Genomic DNA, 18,438 nt, shown 5'->3' on the forward strand with positions numbered 1-18,438 from the left:
TTACCATTTTTTTGGAAGCATTATGAGCGCAATATCCCTGATCCAACCGGACAGAGACCTTTTCTCCTGGCCGCAGTACTGGGCCGCCTGCTTTGGGCCGGCACCATTTTTGCCGATGTCACGCGACGAAATGGATCAACTTGGCTGGGATAGCTGCGACATCATTCTGGTTACCGGCGATGCATACGTCGATCACCCGAGCTTCGGCATGGCTATTTGCGGCCGTATGCTGGAAGCACAGGGCTTTCGCGTTGGGATTATCGCCCAGCCGGAGTGGAACAGCAAAGATGACTTTATGCGTCTGGGCAAACCGAATCTGTTCTTCGGCGTAACCGCCGGCAACATGGACTCGATGATCAACCGTTATACCGCCGATCGCCGACTGCGCCATGACGATGCCTATACGCCGGACAACGTAGCGGGTAAACGCCCGGACCGTGCGACGCTGGTTTATACCCAGCGCTGTAAAGAAGCCTGGAAAGATGTGCCGGTTATTCTCGGCGGTATTGAAGCCAGCCTGCGCCGTACTGCGCATTACGATTACTGGTCAGATACCGTGCGTCGTTCCGTGCTGGTGGATTCAAAAGCTGACATGCTGATGTTTGGTAACGGCGAACGCCCATTGGTGGAAGTCGCACACCGTCTGGCGATGGGTGAAACCATTGATCAGATCCGCGACGTGCGGAATACCGCGATTATGGTCAAAGAAGCGCTACCGGGCTGGAGCGGGGTGGATTCCACGCGTCTGGATATGCCAGGAAAAATTGACCCCATCCCCCATCCGTATGGCGAAGACTTGCCGTGTGCCGACAACAAACCGGTGGCACCGAAAAAACAAGAAGCGAAAGCGGTAACCGTACAGCCGCCGCGTCCGAAGCCGTGGGAAAAAACCTACGTATTGTTGCCGTCTTTCGAGAAAGTGAAGAGCGACAAAGTACTGTACGCCCATGCGTCGCGTATTCTGCACCACGAAACGAACCCAGGCTGCGCGCGTGCGCTGATGCAAAAGCATGGCGATCGTTATATTTGGGTTAACCCGCCAGCGATCCCGTTGTCGACTGAAGAAATGGACAGCGTCTTTGCACTGCCGTACAAGCGCGTACCGCATCCGGCATACGGTAACAGCCGTATTCCTGCCTATGAGATGATCCGTTTCTCGATCAATATCATGCGTGGCTGTTTTGGTGGTTGCTCGTTCTGTTCGATCACCGAGCACGAAGGGCGCATTATCCAGAGCCGTTCTGAAGATTCGATCATTAATGAGATCGAAGCCATTCGCGATACCGTTCCGGGCTTTACCGGCGTGATTTCCGATCTCGGCGGCCCAACGGCAAACATGTATATGCTGCGCTGTAAGTCTCCGCGTGCAGAACAGACCTGTCGTCGTCTGTCCTGTGTTTATCCGGATATTTGCCCGCATATGGATACTAACCACGAACCGACGATTAATCTTTACCGTCGCGCGCGTGATCTGAAAGGCATTAAAAAGATCCTTATCGCATCCGGGGTGCGTTATGACATCGCCGTTGAGGACCCGCGCTATATTAAAGAGTTGGCAACTCACCATGTGGGCGGCTACCTGAAAATTGCGCCGGAGCATACCGAAGAAGGCCCATTGTCGAAGATGATGAAGCCGGGGATGGGCAGCTACGACCGCTTTAAAGAGTTGTTCGATACCTACTCTAAACAGGCCGGTAAAGAGCAGTACCTGATCCCCTATTTTATCTCTGCGCACCCGGGTACGCGTGATGAGGATATGGTGAATCTGGCTCTGTGGCTGAAACAGCGTCGTTTCCGTTTGGATCAAGTGCAGAACTTCTACCCATCACCGCTGGCAAACTCTACAACCATGTATTACACCGGGAAAAATCCGTTGGGCAAAATTGGTTATAAGAGTGAAGATGTGGTGGTGCCAAGAGGTGATAAGCAGCGTCGTCTGCATAAAGCCCTGCTGCGTTACCATGATCCTGCTAACTGGCCGTTAATCCGTCAGGCGCTGGAAGATATGGGGAAAAAGCATCTGATTGGCGGTCGTCGCGAATGTCTGGTTCCGGCCCCGACGCTGGAAGAGATGCGTGAAGCACGTCGTCAGAACCGTCATACCCGTCCGGCACTGACCAAGCATACGCCGGTCGCGCACCAGCGTCAGACACCTGCGGCGAATAAAAAACGCGGTAAGGTTGCGGGACGTTAAACGGTCTTACCTGGTGGTGAAGAAATGCCTGATGGCGCACAGCTTATCAGGCCTACGAACTGCACAGTTTTGTAGGCCGGATAAGGTGCCTGCACCGCCATCCGGCAGACGTGCTCAGTATTTATGCTTCGCGAATTCTGGCCGCTAATGCGGCCAGTTTTTCATCGTCAGCCCGTTCGTGGTCATGTGACGACAGATACCCTTCATATTGCTCGAAAAATTTAGTCTGCCGGGACTCAATCGGTTTCCAGTGCGTCAAATCACCTGTGCCATGCATAGGGCTGAGCTTACTGTGCACATGATCCACGCCGAAACCTTCGAAGAACATCCCCGTACGACTGACGTCCGGGAAGGCGTTATCCAGTTTTTTCGCCACTTTTTGGGTCGCCAGCATCAGGTCTGCCAGCGCCTGCGGCGGCATATCAAATGCATAGCTGGGATAGTGCTTTTTCGGGATCACCACGGTAAAACCGTCGGTGTTCGGGAAAATCGACAGAAAGGCCAGGTGATGCTCGTCTTCCCAGACTTTATGGCAGGGCGCTTTACCTTCAACAATTTGACAGAAAATACAGGTCATTCCTTTTCTCCGTAGATAAGACGTTTCGTCAGGACGCAGTGAGTTTAGTACAGACCCAGCATCTTCCACCACATCAGCCCTACGGTGATAAAGACGGCTTGATTAAACAGGCTGATGATGAATCCTGTGCGCCACCAGACGCCCGTTGGAACGTACCCGGCACCAAACAGAATCGGGCCGCGAGCGTGGGTGTACTGAGTGAGGGAACAGTACAGGCTGCTGGTGAAGGCCAGCATCAACGCCGTAGGCGCTGCAGGAATATTTAAATGCAGGCCGACGCCAAGGAAAACGGCGTACAGCGCCGCAATCTGCGCATTACCGCTGGCAAAAAAGTAGTGAGTATAAAAGTACGCGGCGTTGAGCAGCAGCAGGACAACCACCCAACTGGTCCCATGCATGGTACTGCTCAGGCTATCGCCAATCAGGTTGCCAAACCAGGTGGTAAAGCCCAGTTTTTTCAACTGGTTCGCCATCATCAATAGTGCGGCAAACCAGATCAACGTATCCCACGCACCTTTCTCGCTTTTGACATCTTCCCAGCTTAGAACGCCACTGAGCAGCAAGATGGATAAACCAACAAATGAGGCGGTGGTGGCGTCGACGCCCAGCGTATCACCAAAAATCCACAGCACCAGCAGGACACCGACGGTAGCCAGCATCAGCCACTCACCGCGTGACATACGGCCCATTTCCGCCAGTTCTTTACGCGCCAGATTCGGGGCATCCGGCGTGTGTTTAATTTCCGGGCGCACAATCCAGTAGACCAGTAATGGAACCAGCAGTAAGGAAACCAGGCAAGGCAGCAGCGCCGCCATAAACCAACTGCCCCAGGTGAGCGTGACCCCCGCGTTGGCTGCCAGTTTCACTGCCAACAGGTTGCCGGTATAGCCGGTCATAAAGAGCGCGGCGGTGACGTCGTTGACGTTGCCAATACAGGTGATAAGAAAGGTGCCGATCTTACTGCGGGATTCATCTTCCGGGTTCGAATGGAAACTGCGCGCCAGAGAGTCGGCAATCGGATAGATGACGCCGCCGCAGCGTGCCGTATTGCTTGGCATTGCGGGGGAAAGTATCAGGTCCGCAAACGCCAGTCCGTAGGCGAGTCCCAGCGTGCGCTTGCCGAGCAGGCGGATCATCTGCAGCGCAATACGTCGACCGAGGCCGGTTTTGATAAACCCGCGGGCAATCATAAAGGCGACGACAATCAGCCAGATCAGCGAACTGTTCAGTTCGCTCAGTGCAGTGGTAATGGCACCGCTGGCGGTTTTATCCCCGGCAGCATAAGCGAGGGCAAAAACGGTAATACCGATAATGCCGACTGCGCCAATAGGCAGAACTTTTGCCACGATAGAAGCAATGGTAGCAACGAAGATAATGGCTGAATGCCAGGCTGGCGCACTTAGCCCACTGGGTGGGGTAAGCTGCCAGAGCCCGGCAGAAATAAATAGTATAAGAATCAATGGGAACCATTTGACGCCTTGCTGTGTTTTTCCCGCCATGGTCACGCACCTATAGATATTTGTGATGTATTCATGAGATCAATATTATTACTGAATAATTAGTAAGTTATATTGCGTAATGCTGCACGTGGATGTGCCATAAATACATCTATAGTTGTGCGTTTATTGTTTCTTAATATTTCGGCAAGGGAAAAGCCCGACGGGAATGCCGGGCTGGAGAGGAGAGATTAACCACCGAACTGATCCGGGTCAGGGCCCAGGCGTTTACCTTGATCGAGTTTTGCGATTTCACCGAGTTCATCTTTGTCCAGGCGGAAGTCCCAGACGTTGAAGTTCTCTGCAATGCGGGCAGGGGTGACGGATTTCGGGATCACCACCAGGCCGCTATCCAGATGCCAGCGAATGACGACCTGCGCCGGTGATTTGCCATATTTTTCAGCGAGGTCACGGATGATCTTTTGATCAAATACATCTTTACCGCCTTGCGCCAGCGGGCTCCAGGATTCGGTCTGGATTTTATGCGTTGCGTTCCAGGCGTGAAGCTGGCGTTGCTGCATAAGCGGGTGAAGTTCTATCTGGTTAATCACCGGAGGTACGCCGGTTTCATCCATCAGGCGCTGGAGATGATTGATCTGAAAGTTGCACACGCCGATGCTCTTAATCAGCCCCTCTTTTTGCAGGTCGATCATGTTTTCCCACGCTTCAACGTAGTGATCGATCGCCGGGACAGGCCAGTGCATCAGGTAGAGATCGAGGTAATCGAGCTGGAGTTTCTCCATGCTTTCGAGCAACGCTTCCCGCGGACGTTTCTGGTCATCATTCCACAGCTTGGTGGTAATGAATAACTCTTCGCGCGGTACGCCAGCATCGCGTATTGCTTTGCCGACTCCTTCTTCGTTTTTGTACGCCGCAGCGGTATCAATTGAGCGATACCCTACTTCCAGCGCTTTATGAATGGCGGTGATGACTTCTTCGTTGCTTGCCTTCCAGACCCCCAGGCCCAGTTGCGGCATGACGTTACCATCCTGTAGCTTGATAATGGTTGGACCGGTCATAATTCCCCCCACACTTAATCCTTCAGGCTGCCTCTTTGTTGGCTGCTTGCGTTTACCCCGGTCGCGGACTTATGTACGCTCCCGGGGATTCACTCAACTGCCGCCTCGAAGCATCTGAATGATTGGGTGTAAATTGAGTACACCGGAGCAAGCCCCGGTGAGGTTTATGTGACTTAAGCCTGGTATAAATAGCCAAAAACGAAAGTCAGAGGTCAAAAAACCTTAGCGGGCAGCTTCGTAAATCCGGCGGCTGACGTCCAGCGTAATGTCCTGATGTTCGCCCAGTTTCGTACCGCCATGCGCTTCCAGTTTTTCCAGCAGTGCCGGGATGGAGCTGCCATCCAGACCGTAGTCAGACAGGCGAGTCGGTACACCCATTTGTTCGAAGAACTGACGGGTGGCGGCAATCGCGGCATCAATGCGCTGGTCTTCGGAGCCTTCGGTGATATTCCAGATGCGCTCTGCGTATTGCAGCAGTTTGGCACGCTTGGTATCGCGTTTTTCATTCCACAATGCAGGCAGGACGATTGCCAGCGTCTGAGCGTGGTCAAGTCCGTGCATTGCCGTCAGTTCGTGACCCAGCATATGGGTTGCCCAGTCCTGCGGTACGCCTGCGCCGATCAGGCCGTTCAGTGCCTGAGTGGCTGCCCACATGACGTTCGCACGCACATTGTAGTTTTCCGGCTCCTGCAACGCTTTCGGACCGTCTTCTATCAGCGTCAGCAGAATGCCTTCGGCGAAGCGATCCTGAATTTTCCCGTCTACCGGATAAGTCACGTATTGTTCTACGGTATGAACAAAAGCATCTACCACGCCGTTGGCAACCTGACGCGGTGGCAGAGTATAGGTGTAAACCGGATCGAGTACAGCAAATACCGGCTGGACAAACGGGGTCATGAAGGCCAGTTTGTCGCCAGTCGTTTTACGCGAAATTACCGCGCCAGAGTTAGATTCAGAGCCAGTTGCTGGCAGGGTCAGTACCGAGCCCATTGGGACGGCGCTTTGTACGTCGTTACCGCGAGTTTCCAGAATGCGCCACGGGTCAACGCCGTCTGCATAATGTGCCGCTGCGGCGATGAATTTTGTGCCATCCAGTACAGAACCGCCGCCTACCGCCAGCAGGAATGTCACCTTCTCATCACGCACGATTTTTACCGCGTTCATCAGCGTTTCATAGGATGGGTTCGGCTCAATACCGCCAAACTCGAGCACATCCAGACCTTTCAGTACGTCCTGAACTTGTGCCAGAACGCCTGTTTTTTTCACGCTACCACCGCCGTAGGTAATCAGTACGCGAGCATCCTGCGGGATTTGGTCGCGCAGTTCTGCAATCGCGCCTTTACCAAACAGAATGCGGGTTGGGGTATGGAGATTAAAGTTGTTCATTGCTCGTTACCTTGTGTGGGTAAAAAAGAGGGTAGGCGAGTGTCTGCCTGATGGTGAACATTGTGGTCGTCAGACGCGTTCCTCTCAATGCTCATTTCTGCCGATGTCTTGCCCATTTCTACAGACTACTGGAGAAAATGGATAAAAGTGCGCACTATATCAAGGTTGCAAATCAATGATGAAGTGGTGCCCTATGAACCGTGATGAGATCTGTCTCCTGCTGACAGATAAAATTAAGCAGCTGAAAAATAATGAAAATAAATTGAATGATCTGCTGCCTGATATTCGCTTACTGTACGGCTCTGAACCCGGGGTGCGCACACCCGTGATGTATCAGCCTGGCATTATATTTCTCTTTTCAGGATATAAAATTGGTTATATCAACGAGCGTGTCTTTCGCTATGATGCCAACGAATACTTACTGCTCACAGTACCTTTACCCTTTGAATGTGAAACTTATGCGACACCGGACGTTCCGTTGGCTGGTATCCGCCTGAACGTCGATATCCTGCAGTTGCAGGAATTGCTGATGGATATTGGTGAGGATGAGTTGTTTCAACCCGCAATGGCGGCAAGCGGGATCAATTCGGCGACTCTATCCGATGAAATTCTCTGTGCGGCGGAACGCCTGCTGGATGTGATGGAGCGGCCATTGGATGCACGTATTTTGGGAAAACAGATCATTCGTGAGATCCTCTACCATGTGCTGACTGGGCCACGTGGCGGAGCCTTGCTGGCGCTGGTCAGTCGCCAGACTCATTTCAGTTTGATAAGCCGGGTGCTGAAGCGAATTGAAACCAAGTACACCGAAAATCTCAATGTTGAGCAACTGGCGGCAGAGGCCAATATGAGCGTGTCGGCGTTCCATCATAATTTTAAATCAGTGACCAGTACTTCACCGTTGCAGTATCTGAAGAGCTATCGATTGCATAAAGCGCGGATGATGATGATTCATGACGGGATGAAAGCCAGTGCGGCGGCCATGCGCGTAGGTTATGAGAGTGCATCGCAGTTTAGTCGGGAGTTCAAACGTTACTTTGGCGTCACGCCAGGGGAAGATGCCGCCAGAATTCGGATGATGCAGGGGAGTTGATCGGCCTGACAGTTACACCGTAGGCCTTAACGCTGCGCGCCATAAGGCGAATGCCGGGGTTTACCCGGCCTACGGACGTAGCTCAGGCGCTACAGTATTTTTTTTTAATCACCACAAACAGCGTTCCCAGCAGACCTGCGGTTAGCAGGGCGATAGGCAGGATCATTAAAAAGGTCATTACCTGATCTTCGTGGCGTTTAACGAACGGGATCATGCTGAGCGCATAGCCGAAACTGGTGACCACAGTGACCCACAGCAGACCGCTCAGCCAGTTAAAAAACTGGAAGCGACGGTTAGGCAGCCCTGAAATCCCCGCCATGGTTGGCAGCAAGGTACGTACAAACGCCAGGAAACGTCCGGCGAGTAGTGCCATCAACCCGTGTTGGTCAAACATACAGGTAGCACGCTGATGATATTTTTCAGGTAATTGTGCCAGCCAGCCTTTCACTGTTCGTGTATTGCCCAGCCAGCGCCCCTGAATGTAGCTCAGCCAGCAACCGAGGCTGGCAGCGGCAGTCAGAATCGCTATGGTAGGTAAAAAACTCATCACGTCCTGAGCGATCAGCGCTCCTGCCAGTAATAGCAGGCTGTCACCGGGCAAAAAGGAAGCGGGCAGTAGGCCATTTTCTAAAAACAACGTGGCGAACATCACAAAGTACACCACGCTCACGACGTGTGGGTCCGCCAGCGCGGCAAAATCGTGTTGCCAGAGCGCGGAAATAATATCTTGAATGACTACCATGGACTTTCCTGTGGAACAGCGTTTATAAGTGGATTGTACTCCTGAATTGTCCGGGATGCCTTGATCCCGGACGCAACAATTGCAGACTTTTCCACCAGAAGTGTCTGCATATATGTCCATCTGCGGCAATGTTACTCGATTCGGGTAAATCCTGCGGCTAAATCGGCAATCAGATCGTCAACATTTTCTAAACCGATGTGTAAACGGATGAGCGTTCCGCTGAAGTCCACTTTGCCTTCGGGACGGATTGCCGCGATATGTTCCGGTTGGTTAGCCAGAATCAGTGATTCAAAACCGCCCCAGGAATAGGCCATGCTGAACAGGCTGAAGTGATCCAGATACGCAGACAGCTCTTCATTATTTAGCTTCTTATTCAGAACAAATGAGAACAGACCGCTGCTACCGGTAAAGTCGCGTTTCCAGAACTCGTGTCCCTTACTGCCGGGAAGGGCCGGGTGATTCACGCGGGCAACCTGCGGATGGTCAGCCAGCCATTCGGCGACTTTTAAACTGCTTTCATGGTGTTGGCGCAGGCGAACGCTTAACGTCCGCAATCCGCGGCTGGTCATATAGGCGGTATCAGCATCCAGCATTTGTCCCATCAGATAGGCGTTTTCACGCAGTTGATCCCAGCAACGGGCATTGGATACCGCTGTCCCAACCATGCCGTCAGAATGACCAATCAGATATTTCGTTCCTGCCTGAATTGAGATATCGATACCGAAATCCAGCGCGTTGAACAACACGCCCGCAGCCCAGGTGTTATCAATCATGATGATCGCGTCAGGTACTACGCTTCTGACTGCGGCAACAATGGCTGGAACATCATGAACTTCCATGGTGACAGAACCTGGAGACTCAAGAAAAACGACTTTAGTGTTCGGCTGTATATGCTTCACAATATCCGCGCCAACCAGCGGATCGAACCAGCCGGTTGTCACGCCAAGTTTGCCCAGTACCTTAGTGCAGAAATCCTGGCTGGGTTCATAGGCGGTGTTGGTCATCAGCACATGATCGCCTTGTTCAACAAAGGCAAGGATGGTGTTGGCAACGGCTGCTGCACCGCAGGGGAACAGGGCGCAGCCCGCGCCGCCTTCCAGTTCACACATCGCTTCCTGCAGTGAGAAATGCGTCAGCGTGCCGCGGCGTCCATAGAAAAGGGCACCGTTTGCGCGGTTATGCGTCGCCTGTTTTTTCGCCTCAACGGTGTCGAATACCAGTGAAGACGCGCGCTGGATCACGCTATTTACCGAACCCAGCGTGTATTTTTTACTACGCCCGGCGTGAACGAGTTTGGTCTCAAGCTGCTTATCTGCCATGTTGTATTACCTGTTTTTATACGTCTGGATGTCTAAACTAGCATGAATCTCATCTGCCGCGTCCTGCAGAATAGCCATAAAGTACAAAATATTCTCAAATCGATTTCTGGTGACTTTTTTACTGCGTGAGCGCAAGGAAAAGAAACCAAAGGTGCGGCACTATGTAAATAGTAATGAGAACGACTATCAATTCGACGTCGTTTTGATATGATTACGCTCAGATTTTGTGATTTGCGTCCTGGAGATACAGAGTGGGTAATAATTTGATGCAGACGGACCTTTCCGTCTGGGGTATGTATCAGCACGCCGATATCGTGGTTAAGTGCGTGATGATTGGGCTTATTTTGGCGTCAGTGGTCACCTGGGCTATCTTCTTTAGTAAGAGCCTTGAGTTCTTTACGCAGAAGCGCCGTCTTAAGCGTGAACAGCAAATGCTGGCAGATGCCCGCTCTTTAGAAATGGCAAGTGAGATTGCCGCTGGATTCGATGCCAAAAGCCTGGGTTCTCTGCTGATTAATGAAGCGCAGAATGAACTGGAACTGTCAGCAGGCAGTGATGATAACGAAGGGATCAAAGAGCGTACCGGTTTCCGTCTGGAACGTCGCGTTGCCGCTGTTGGCCGTCAGATGGGTCGGGGTAATGGATACCTGGCAACCATCGGGGCTATCTCTCCATTTGTCGGGTTGTTTGGTACCGTATGGGGCATCATGAATAGCTTCATCGGTATCGCACAAACCCAAACCACCAACCTGGCTGTAGTTGCTCCAGGTATTGCAGAAGCCTTGTTAGCGACCGCGATCGGTCTGGTCGCGGCAATCCCTGCTGTTGTTATCTACAACATTTTTGCTCGTCAGATTGGCAGCTATAAAGCGATGCTGGGCGATGTCGCGGCGCAGGTGCTGTTGCTGCAAAGTCGTGACCTGGACCTGAGTGCAAGCGCGTCTGCACACCCGGTACGTGCTGCGCAGAAATTACGTGTAGGATAATGTTCCATGGCAATGAGCTTTAATGAAAACCTGGACGATAACGGTGAAATGCATGACATCAACGTGACGCCGTTTATCGACGTCATGCTGGTATTGTTGATCATCTTTATGGTGGCAGCGCCGCTGGCAACCGTGGATGTGAAGGTGAATCTCCCTGCATCCACCAGTACGCCGCAACCGCGTCCGGAAAAACCGGTTTACCTGTCAGTAAAAGCCGATAACACCATGTTTATTGGTAACGATCAGGTCACCGATGAGACGATGATTAACGAGCTAAACGCGTTAACGGAAGGCAAGAAAGACACCACTATCTTCTTCCGGGCAGATAAAACCGTCGACTACGAAACCATGATGAAGGTTATGGATACGTTGCATCAGGCGGGCTACCTGAAGATTGGTTTGGTCGGTGAAGAGACCGTGAAAGCCAAATAATCCTTGTTGCCGGGTACAGGTGCGACCTTGCCCGGCAAGCTTCTCCTGATATCACACCCCTGCAAGTCTTTTGCCTTATCTGTTCTCGTCCAACGCCACCGTCGTGATTTTTGTGGGCTCGTAATTCCCTTCGGATAGCTTACGGGTCAGGCGCAATGTGGCGGTTTCACGCGCAAGCAGATGCTGGTATGTGCTTTCCAGACGGGCCATGATTTTGTCCCGCAATTCTGGCTGCTGAGCGATGATGGCCTCGATAGTGGCACCGTAAATCTCTTCTTTGGCTTGCAGTGCGTAGATTTCATGACGATTTTGCCATTTCATTCGCACCAGCGCGGCGGGTATAGAAACCATCTCTTGAGCAAGGCTTTCCAGCGTCGCGTTTTTATTGGCTATCAACACAGACAGATTTTGTTTTAAGACAAACTCATCACTTTTATGGTTATCTAAAGCCAAATAAACATTATTATCTTCAACATCTTTCATTTTATTTCTCTTCCAGAGAATAAAAAATAGGATCGTTGGTTTCGCGAGTAATTAAATTAAGCCAAATTTTGTTGCCTTGTTCATTTATCATGGCTGTTTTTTGGGCCAAAATTTTACTTAATTCCTGGGCGTTAATGTCGCCTTCCGCCTGTAATGAATTGAGCAGGCGAGTAAATGACTCGATTTTTGCGGCGCGGAAAAGACGCTCTTTTAAATGACGATCGCACTCTTCAAATAACATATTCCGGGACTGGCCGGTAGCTGCGGAACTAATCAAAATTTCTGATTCGTAATCACTTAGCGTTATCTTTCCCTGAGTCAAATTTTCACTATTTTCTGTGGTGTTTGTATTGTTCGGGGTTGCGGATAAATGAAAACGAGAGGGAACAAGATGCTCGGGAAGCATGTTGAAATATCCTTTGCTGCCAATAATATGATGTTTTTAATAAGGTAGGCCGCGTTGACAATAGCATGGGGTAATTTTAAAATCAAAAAAAATGGAGCCTGCTATGAACAGTATATTTTATTCTGTTATTACCCTGCTATTGCTTACCTGCGGGGTACTTTTGCTAATGCGTAGTGCAAATAAAAACCGTTATGCCGAAGATGTTAACGCACAGCACCAGCCGGAACTGCTAAGTAAAGAAGAGGGAGAAGATCATTTTTCTGCCCTGATGAATTCGATTACTCCGGTATGGTATTGGCGAGTCAATCACGAATATATCGATTTTATCCACTCCACAGTCAAGCGGATGACGATGGTGGAGCTGAATGAAACGCACGGGCTCTTTGACGCGCAGCGGCGCTGTAGCGATCTTAACTCTGCGGTTTATAAGTATTACGACAATATCAAAAAGCGCTGCCTCAGCGGGGAGAAAGTCCCGCACGCCGATCTGGATGTGCTTAACTTGCGACAGTGCTTCAGGGAGTTCAGCCTGGAAGCCTATCCTGCGCTTGTCGCGCTGGTGTGGCCGGAATACCAGCGTCCGTTGATTAAAGAGGACGAGGTGTGAGGCGAGATTGACGTGTCCACTCTCATCAGCAGACCATGACGCCGGGCAGGACTGCACCCGGCGTAATAGTCAGATCATTATTTGTCTGATGAGGCCTGCCACAGATTGAGCTTGCCGTCCGCGACATGTTTATCGATCTGTGCCAGTTCTTCGGCGCTGAACGTCAGATTAGCCAGTGCCTGAACGTTCTCTTCCAACTGCTCAGGCCGGCTGGCGCCAATTAATACCGATGTGACCCGGTTATCTTTTAGTAACCAGCTTAACGCCATTTGCGCCATCGACTGCCCACGCTGTTGAGCCATCTCATTGAGCAAACGCAGACTGTTAAGATTGGCTTCCGTCAGCATATTTTCCGTCAGTCCACGGACTTTTTTCCCTTCACGCTGCATGCGGGAACCCTCAGGAATGCCGTTGAGGTATTTCCCCGTCAGCAACCCCTGCGCCAACGGGGTGAAAGCAATACAGCCCATCCCGTTGGATTCCAGTGTATCCAGCAAGCCGCTGCTGTCTACCCAGCGGTTAAGCAGGTTGTAGGATGGCTGGTGGATAAGCAGCGGAATTTTCCATTCCCGCAGCAGTTCGGCCATCTTCTGCGTGCGCTCTGGCGAATAAGATGAGATGCCGACATACAGCGCTTTGCCACTTTGCACGGCATGGGCCAGCGCCGAGGCGGTTTCTTCCATTGGGGTGTTTTCATCAACGCGGTGCGAATAGAAGATATCGACGTATTCGAGACCCATACGCTTAAGGCTCTGGTCGAGGCTGGCCAGCAGATACTTGCGTGAGCCGCCAGAACCGTACGGTCCCGGCCACATGTCGTAACCCGCTTTGGTCGAGATGATCAATTCATCACGATAGTGGGCAAAATCCTCGCGCAGTAATCGGCCAAAATTCTCTTCAGCACTGCCAGGAGGCGGTCCGTAGTTGTTGGCTAAATCAAAATGCGTGATCCCTAAATCAAATGCTTTTCGCAGCAGTGCTCGTTGTGAATCCAGAGCGTGAACGTGTCCAAAACTGTGCCATAACCCCAGCGACAGCGCGGGCAAGCGCAAACCGCTGCGACCACAGTAGCGATAGAGCATTTGCTCATAACGTTCAGGATTGGCAAACCAGGCCATGAGATCTCCTTAGTGCAGGTGAATTTCAAAACAACGTTTCTATTCTAGCGGGTTCGTGGTGAATATCCCGTTCACCAGGTCACATTGGGATGAAAAACTGGGCAAAAACAGACCACTGTGCTTTGCTTAAAAAAACATCATTCAGGAGTGCGACCATGCCGCGTTTGACTGCTAAAGACTTTCCGCAGGAGTTGCTCGATTACTATGACTATTACGCCCATGGCAAAATATCTAAACGAGCGTTTCTGAATCTGGCGGCGAAATATGCGGTAGGGGGCATGACGGCACTGGCGCTATTCAATTTGCTGAAACCGAATTATGCTCTGGCAACGCAGGTAGAATTTACCGATCCCGATATTCTGGCAGAATACATTACCTTTCCATCGCCTGATGGGCATGGTGATGTGCGAGGTTATCTGGTGAAACCCGCGAAGGTGAAGGGGAAGGTTCCGGCAGTGGTTGTGGTACATGAGAATCGCGGTTTGAATCCGTATATTGAGGATGTAGCACGGCGGGTGGCGAAGGCCGGTTATATTGCGCTGGCCCCCGATGGATTAAGTTCACTGGGCGGTTATCCCGGCAATGATGATAAAGGCCGGGAATTACAGCAGCAGGTTGATCCCGTTAAGCTGATGAATGATTTTTTTGCCGCTATTGAGTTTATGCAGCGTTATTCGATGACGACGGGAAAGGTGGGGATCACCGGATTTTGCTACGGCGGCGGGGTGGCGAATGCCGCGGCTGTTGCTTTCCCTGAACTGGCATGTGCGGTGCCCTTTTATGGGCGTCAGGTACCGGCTTCCGATGTCCCTAAAATTAATGCGCCTTTATTATTACACTATGCAGAACTAGACACTCGAATTAATGAAGGCTGGCCCGCTTATGAAGCTGCACTCAAAGCGAATAAGAAAATCTATCAAGCATATATCTATCCCGGTGTTAATCATGGCTTTCATAACGATTCGACACCCCGTTATGATAAAGCAGCTGCTGATTTAGCCTGGGAACGCACTCTTGCCTGGTTTGATAAATATTTGTTATGAAAAACAACGCATTATTTACAGCTTTAGGTTAATTATCTGAATAATAATGCTACCTAATTTCATTAACATTCATATTGATATGACCCGCAGGGATAATAGATAGACTTAAAAAAGTAAAAAAATAAAGAACGTATTATATCTTCTCCATTGCCTGCCGATAACAAGGGAAAGTATCGCCTGATGGCGAATTCCTCATCAATGGCAAGGAAATTATTATGTATTTGCTGAAAAACTTCACTATTCGTATTGTCATGCTGGCAATACTTGGACTTTTTTGCCTGCTCTGGTCGGGCGTGGGTTTATTCAGTCTTCATGCTTTATCAAAAATATCAGAAGGGAATGATATTGACCGCCATCTCGTCAAACAGATGACGGTGCTGAGCCAGGGGAACGATCAGTACTTTCGCTTTGTGACGCGCCTGAGCCGCGCAGTGGATGTCAAAATTGGTGGTGGAACGCCTGATTTCACACCTGCCCAGCAATCGCTGGATAATCTGAGCCAAAAGCTCCAGGAGATGAAAACATTGTCTCCCGGTCCGATGGACCCGGAAATTTCAGCAGCAGTGCTGGCTAAGTGGCAAGCTTTGCTGGATAAAGGCGTGATACCGCAAATGCAGCTGGCTCAGCAGGGCTCGCTGACGGCGTTTTCGGAACATGCCAGCACGATTACGCCCGCACTGAGCCGAGAATTTGGTGCCAGCGCTGAGCGGTTTAATGCCGCTGCCGGCATGCGACTGGACGCGACGCGTATTATGGTAGACGGTAAAACGTCGATCATTCGGACACTGATTATTACTGCCGTTATCCTCGGGATCGCCCTCCTTTTCTTCACCGATCGTTACCTCGTTACCATGATGGTGAAACCTCTCGGCCGTATTCGCCAGCAGTTCCGCCAGATTGCCCAGGGCGATCTCAGCCATCCGATTGAAGAATTCGGCCGGAACTGTGTCGGCCAGCTGGTCCCTTTATTGTGCGCAATGCAGGACAGCCTGCGTGAAGCCGTAAGTACGATTCGTTCAGGCAGTGACAACATCTGGCGAGGCGCTACGGAAATTTCTACCGGCAATAACGATCTCTCTTCCCGTACTGAAGAGCAGGCGGCGGCGCTGGAAGAGACAGCAGCCAGCATGGAAGAGTTGACCGCAACGGTAAAACTTAACGCCGAAAATGCACGTGAGGCCAGCCAGCTTGCCGATACCGCAACAGAAACGGCAGGTAAAGGAAGTAAGTTGGTTTCTGAAGTGGTCGACACCATGGACGGTATTGCTGCCAGTTCTAAACAGATAGCAGAGATTACCTCCGTCATTAATAGCATTGCTTTCCAGACCAACATTCTGGCGCTTAACGCCGCTGTTGAAGCGGCCAGGGCTGGTGAACAGGGACGTGGTTTTGCCGTGGTAGCGGGGGAAGTCCGTAATCTCGCCAGCCGTAGCGCCGGCGCGGCAAAAGAGATTGAGACATTAATCGGTGAATCGTCGCGTCGTGTCGATCAGGGGGCGCGACTGGTCAAAGAGACCGGGTTAACGATGGAAGCGATTCTGCGCGGCGCGACCGAAGTGACCGTTATCATGAAACAAATTGCCTCTGCTTCTGAAGAGCAGAATAAAGGTATCTCGCAGGTCAGCGTTGCGATCACTCAGATGGACAGCGTGACGCAACAGAATGCCGCGTTAGTAGAACAAGTCTCCGCTGCGGCAGTAGCGCTGGAACGGCAAACGGAAGAGCTGCAACGCTCTGTACAGCAATTCCGGCTTTCAGCCAACGATGTGCAATATGCATCGATAAATACCGCGTCCCCTTCCGCAGAAAGCAGAACCTCTGCAGCGCCTAAAACGGACGAGTGGGTGTCCTTTTAATCTGGCACAAAAAAGTGCGTGATACCTCTGGCCTTTGCTTAAAAAATCGCTATATAATTTGTTATATAGCGATTGGAGGTTATGCATGGACAACCATTTTGGTAAGGGCCTGATGGCCGGATTGAACGCCTCAAGTGCGGACAGTGCTCGTTCAGTGGCGAATTTTTGTTCAGATTATAAACGCGGTTTTGTTCTGGGTTTTTCACATCGAATGTTTGAAAAAACGGGTGACCGACAGCTCAGCGCGTGGGAAGCGGGGATCCTGACGCGCCGTTACGGGCTGGATAAAGAGATGGTGATGGATTTCTTCAAAGAGAACCAGTCGAGTACAACAATTCGGTTTTTCATGGCCGGCTATCGGCTCGAAGCTTGATCCAAAAGGGGTATTATCTTGCTTTAATTAATTACACTATTGACCTACGCCTTCGTTTTGTTGCTCCGCCGAAGTATTATAATGCACATAACCATATAAAAAGTGTGGTAATGGCGCGCCGATCGCAATAAGCAACATGCGAATGGTGCAAAATAAAAGCCAGGTCTTCGCAACGGAATAACAATAAAATGACTGGAGATAATTCTCTCATCAATTCGAACGGCATCAATCGCCGTGATTTCATGAAGCTTTGTGCAGCACTGGCCGCTACCATGGGGCTCAGTAGCAAAGCCGCCGCAGAAATGGCCGAATCAGTTTCTCGTCCTCAGCGCCCACCGGTTATCTGGATTGGTGCTCAGGAGTGTACGGGTTGTACTGAATCGCTGCTTCGTGCGACACACCCTACAGTGGAAAACCTCGTTCTGGAGACGATCTCTCTGGAATACCATGAGGTACTCTCTGCCGCCTTTGGCCACCAGGTCGAAGAGAACAAACATAACGCTCTGGAGAAGTACAAAGGGCAATATGTTCTGGTGGTAGATGGTTCTATACCACTAAAAGATAATGGTATTTACTGCATGGTTGCCGGTGAGCCAATTGTGGATCACATCCGCAGAGCGGCCGAAGGTGCAGCAGCTATCATCGCTATCGGCTCTTGTGCCGCATGGGGTGGTGTCGCTGCCGCTGGCGTGAACCCAACGGGTGCCGTCGGCTTGCAAGAAGTTCTGCCAGGCAAAACCATCATCAACATCCCAGGCTGTCCGCCTAACCCGCATAACTTCCTCGCCACGGTCGCGCATATCATCACTTACGGTAAGCCGCCGAAGCTGGATACCAAAAACCGTCCGACATTTGCCTACGGTCGTTTGATTCACGAACACTGCGAACGTCGCCCGCACTTTGATGCCGGTCGTTTTGCTAAAGAGTTCGGCGATGAAGGCCACCGTGAAGGTTGGTGCCTCTATCATCTGGGCTGTAAAGGGCCAGAAACGTACGGCAACTGCTCAACATTGCAATTCTGCGACGTTGGCGGCGTGTGGCCGGTGGCGATCGGTCACCCTTGCTACGGCTGTAACGAAGAAGGCGTCGGTTTCCATAAAGGCATTCACCAACTCGCCCATGTGGAAAACCAAACCCCGCGTTCAGAGAAGCCTGATGTCAACATGAAAGAAGGCGGCAACATTTCAGCTGGGGCTATTGGGCTGCTTGGCGGCGTAGTAGGACTGGTTGCCGGCGTCAGCGTGATGGCGGTACGTGAACTGGGGCGTCAGCAGAAGAAAGATAACGCTGACTCACGGGGAGAATAAC

The 18,438-nt window shown here is 51.2% G+C and carries 18 protein-coding genes; 9 read left to right on the plus strand and 9 right to left on the minus strand.

What is annotated here, in order from left to right:
• Positions 1-22: 22 nt before the first annotated feature.
• The gene (locus FDX19_RS09925; protein WP_040233974.1) at positions 23-2,194 is read left to right on the plus strand and encodes a YgiQ family radical SAM protein; all 2,172 of its coding nucleotides are present in this window, start codon (positions 23-25) and stop codon (positions 2,192-2,194) included.
• A gap of 121 nt (positions 2,195-2,315) precedes the next feature.
• Here FDX19_RS09925 and FDX19_RS09930 read toward each other — a convergent pair whose 3' ends face one another.
• From FDX19_RS09930 to yqhD, 4 genes are all read right to left on the minus strand, one after another.
• Positions 2,316-2,771, minus strand: a complete 456-nt coding sequence (locus tag FDX19_RS09930) for an HIT family protein (RefSeq protein ID WP_137382567.1) — start codon at positions 2,769-2,771, stop codon at positions 2,316-2,318.
• A gap of 44 nt (positions 2,772-2,815) precedes the next feature.
• On the minus strand, positions 2,816-4,270 hold the full coding sequence (locus tag FDX19_RS09935) for a DASS family sodium-coupled anion symporter (RefSeq protein ID WP_137382568.1): 1,455 nt from the start codon (positions 4,268-4,270) through the stop codon (positions 2,816-2,818).
• Positions 4,271-4,458: 188 nt separating this feature from the next.
• Positions 4,459-5,286, minus strand: a complete 828-nt coding sequence (dkgA, locus tag FDX19_RS09940) for a 2,5-didehydrogluconate reductase DkgA (protein ID WP_137382569.1) — start codon at positions 5,284-5,286, stop codon at positions 4,459-4,461.
• Between the two features lie 222 nt (positions 5,287-5,508).
• Complete coding sequence (yqhD, locus tag FDX19_RS09945) at positions 5,509-6,672, minus strand: alcohol dehydrogenase (protein ID WP_137382570.1); 1,164 nt, start codon at positions 6,670-6,672, stop codon at positions 5,509-5,511.
• A gap of 193 nt (positions 6,673-6,865) precedes the next feature.
• Between yqhD and FDX19_RS09950 the strand changes: the two genes are divergently transcribed.
• Positions 6,866-7,765 carry an AraC family transcriptional regulator gene (locus FDX19_RS09950; protein ID WP_137382571.1) on the plus strand — a complete coding sequence of 300 codons (900 nt, stop codon included), beginning with the start codon at positions 6,866-6,868 and terminating at the stop codon, positions 7,763-7,765.
• An 82-nt stretch (positions 7,766-7,847) separates the two neighbouring features.
• Here FDX19_RS09950 and yghB read toward each other — a convergent pair whose 3' ends face one another.
• Together yghB and metC are read right to left on the minus strand one after the other, a co-directional pair.
• A complete protein-coding gene (gene yghB / locus FDX19_RS09955; RefSeq protein ID WP_137382572.1) occupies positions 7,848-8,507 on the minus strand; it encodes a DedA family general envelope maintenance protein YghB in 660 nt (219 codons plus the stop codon).
• 131 nt (positions 8,508-8,638) lie between these two features.
• Entirely contained in the window at positions 8,639-9,826 is a 1,188-nt protein-coding gene (gene metC, locus FDX19_RS09960) for a cystathionine beta-lyase (RefSeq protein WP_137382573.1), read from the minus strand.
• Positions 9,827-10,077: 251 nt separating this feature from the next.
• On the opposite strand from metC, the gene exbB reads away from it, so the two are divergent.
• Together exbB and exbD are read left to right on the plus strand one after the other, a co-directional pair.
• Positions 10,078-10,812 carry a tol-pal system-associated acyl-CoA thioesterase gene (exbB, locus tag FDX19_RS09965; protein WP_137382574.1) on the plus strand — a complete coding sequence of 245 codons (735 nt, stop codon included), beginning with the start codon at positions 10,078-10,080 and terminating at the stop codon, positions 10,810-10,812.
• Between the two features lie 6 nt (positions 10,813-10,818).
• The gene (exbD, locus tag FDX19_RS09970) at positions 10,819-11,244 is read left to right on the plus strand and encodes a TonB system transport protein ExbD (protein ID WP_048213224.1); all 426 of its coding nucleotides are present in this window, start codon (positions 10,819-10,821) and stop codon (positions 11,242-11,244) included.
• Positions 11,245-11,319: 75 nt separating this feature from the next.
• On the opposite strand, the gene FDX19_RS09975 is transcribed toward exbD, so the two are convergent.
• Together FDX19_RS09975 and FDX19_RS09980 are read right to left on the minus strand one after the other, a co-directional pair.
• Complete coding sequence (locus FDX19_RS09975) at positions 11,320-11,727, minus strand: hypothetical protein (protein ID WP_005123132.1); 408 nt, start codon at positions 11,725-11,727, stop codon at positions 11,320-11,322.
• A 1-nt stretch (position 11,728) separates the two neighbouring features.
• Complete coding sequence (locus FDX19_RS09980) at positions 11,729-12,133, minus strand: hypothetical protein (protein WP_137382575.1); 405 nt, start codon at positions 12,131-12,133, stop codon at positions 11,729-11,731.
• A gap of 103 nt (positions 12,134-12,236) precedes the next feature.
• Between FDX19_RS09980 and FDX19_RS09985 the strand changes: the two genes are divergently transcribed.
• Positions 12,237-12,740, plus strand: coding sequence for an ESA_00282 family adhesion-associated protein (locus FDX19_RS09985; RefSeq protein WP_368666074.1), 504 nt, complete (start codon positions 12,237-12,239; stop codon positions 12,738-12,740).
• A gap of 77 nt (positions 12,741-12,817) precedes the next feature.
• Here FDX19_RS09985 and FDX19_RS09990 read toward each other — a convergent pair whose 3' ends face one another.
• A complete protein-coding gene (locus FDX19_RS09990; protein ID WP_137382577.1) occupies positions 12,818-13,858 on the minus strand; it encodes an aldo/keto reductase in 1,041 nt (346 codons plus the stop codon).
• 155 nt (positions 13,859-14,013) lie between these two features.
• On the opposite strand from FDX19_RS09990, the gene yghX reads away from it, so the two are divergent.
• The 4 genes from yghX to hybO all read left to right on the plus strand — a co-directional run bounded on the left by yghX (position 14,014) and on the right by hybO (position 18,437).
• Positions 14,014-14,901, plus strand: coding sequence for a YghX family hydrolase (yghX, locus tag FDX19_RS09995; RefSeq protein ID WP_137382578.1), 888 nt, complete (start codon positions 14,014-14,016; stop codon positions 14,899-14,901).
• A 215-nt stretch (positions 14,902-15,116) separates the two neighbouring features.
• Positions 15,117-16,757 (plus strand): methyl-accepting chemotaxis protein, encoded by a 1,641-nt coding sequence (locus tag FDX19_RS10000; protein ID WP_137382579.1) that lies wholly within the window; start codon positions 15,117-15,119, stop codon positions 16,755-16,757.
• An 85-nt stretch (positions 16,758-16,842) separates the two neighbouring features.
• Complete coding sequence (locus tag FDX19_RS10005) at positions 16,843-17,130, plus strand: DUF2623 family protein (RefSeq protein WP_048213218.1); 288 nt, start codon at positions 16,843-16,845, stop codon at positions 17,128-17,130.
• 188 nt (positions 17,131-17,318) lie between these two features.
• The gene (gene hybO, locus FDX19_RS10010; RefSeq protein ID WP_016154493.1) at positions 17,319-18,437 is read left to right on the plus strand and encodes a hydrogenase 2 small subunit; all 1,119 of its coding nucleotides are present in this window, start codon (positions 17,319-17,321) and stop codon (positions 18,435-18,437) included.
• Position 18,438 lies beyond the last annotated feature (1 nt).

Origin of the sequence: Citrobacter sp. wls619 (genome assembly GCF_005281345.1) — a bacterium.
Classification (GTDB): domain Bacteria; phylum Pseudomonadota; class Gammaproteobacteria; order Enterobacterales; family Enterobacteriaceae; genus Citrobacter.

What these genes read in the sequence shown, in the direction of transcription:
- FDX19_RS09935 (WP_137382568.1), bottom strand. Translation starts at nt 4,270, where the DNA reads ATGGCGGGAAAAACACAGCAAGGCGTCAAATGGTTCCCATTGATTCTT.
- FDX19_RS09990 (WP_137382577.1), bottom strand. Translation starts at nt 13,858, where the DNA reads ATGGCCTGGTTTGCCAATCCTGAACGTTATGAGCAAATGCTCTATCGC.
- yghX (WP_137382578.1), top strand. Translation starts at nt 14,014, where the DNA reads ATGCCGCGTTTGACTGCTAAAGACTTTCCGCAGGAGTTGCTCGATTAC.
- yghB (WP_137382572.1), bottom strand. Translation starts at nt 8,507, where the DNA reads ATGGTAGTCATTCAAGATATTATTTCCGCGCTCTGGCAACACGATTTT.
- FDX19_RS10000 (WP_137382579.1), top strand. Translation starts at nt 15,117, where the DNA reads ATGTATTTGCTGAAAAACTTCACTATTCGTATTGTCATGCTGGCAATA.
- metC (WP_137382573.1), bottom strand. Translation starts at nt 9,826, where the DNA reads ATGGCAGATAAGCAGCTTGAGACCAAACTCGTTCACGCCGGGCGTAGT.
- FDX19_RS09985 (WP_368666074.1), top strand. Translation starts at nt 12,237, where the DNA reads ATGAACAGTATATTTTATTCTGTTATTACCCTGCTATTGCTTACCTGC.
- yqhD (WP_137382570.1), bottom strand. Translation starts at nt 6,672, where the DNA reads ATGAACAACTTTAATCTCCATACCCCAACCCGCATTCTGTTTGGTAAA.
- FDX19_RS09980 (WP_137382575.1), bottom strand. Translation starts at nt 12,133, where the DNA reads ATGCTTCCCGAGCATCTTGTTCCCTCTCGTTTTCATTTATCCGCAACC.
- FDX19_RS09930 (WP_137382567.1), bottom strand. Translation starts at nt 2,771, where the DNA reads ATGACCTGTATTTTCTGTCAAATTGTTGAAGGTAAAGCGCCCTGCCAT.
- FDX19_RS09950 (WP_137382571.1), top strand. Translation starts at nt 6,866, where the DNA reads ATGAACCGTGATGAGATCTGTCTCCTGCTGACAGATAAAATTAAGCAG.
- dkgA (WP_137382569.1), bottom strand. Translation starts at nt 5,286, where the DNA reads ATGACCGGTCCAACCATTATCAAGCTACAGGATGGTAACGTCATGCCG.
- hybO (WP_016154493.1), top strand. Translation starts at nt 17,319, where the DNA reads ATGACTGGAGATAATTCTCTCATCAATTCGAACGGCATCAATCGCCGT.
- exbD (WP_048213224.1), top strand. Translation starts at nt 10,819, where the DNA reads ATGGCAATGAGCTTTAATGAAAACCTGGACGATAACGGTGAAATGCAT.
- FDX19_RS10005 (WP_048213218.1), top strand. Translation starts at nt 16,843, where the DNA reads ATGGACAACCATTTTGGTAAGGGCCTGATGGCCGGATTGAACGCCTCA.
- FDX19_RS09975 (WP_005123132.1), bottom strand. Translation starts at nt 11,727, where the DNA reads ATGAAAGATGTTGAAGATAATAATGTTTATTTGGCTTTAGATAACCAT.
- FDX19_RS09925 (WP_040233974.1), top strand. Translation starts at nt 23, where the DNA reads ATGAGCGCAATATCCCTGATCCAACCGGACAGAGACCTTTTCTCCTGG.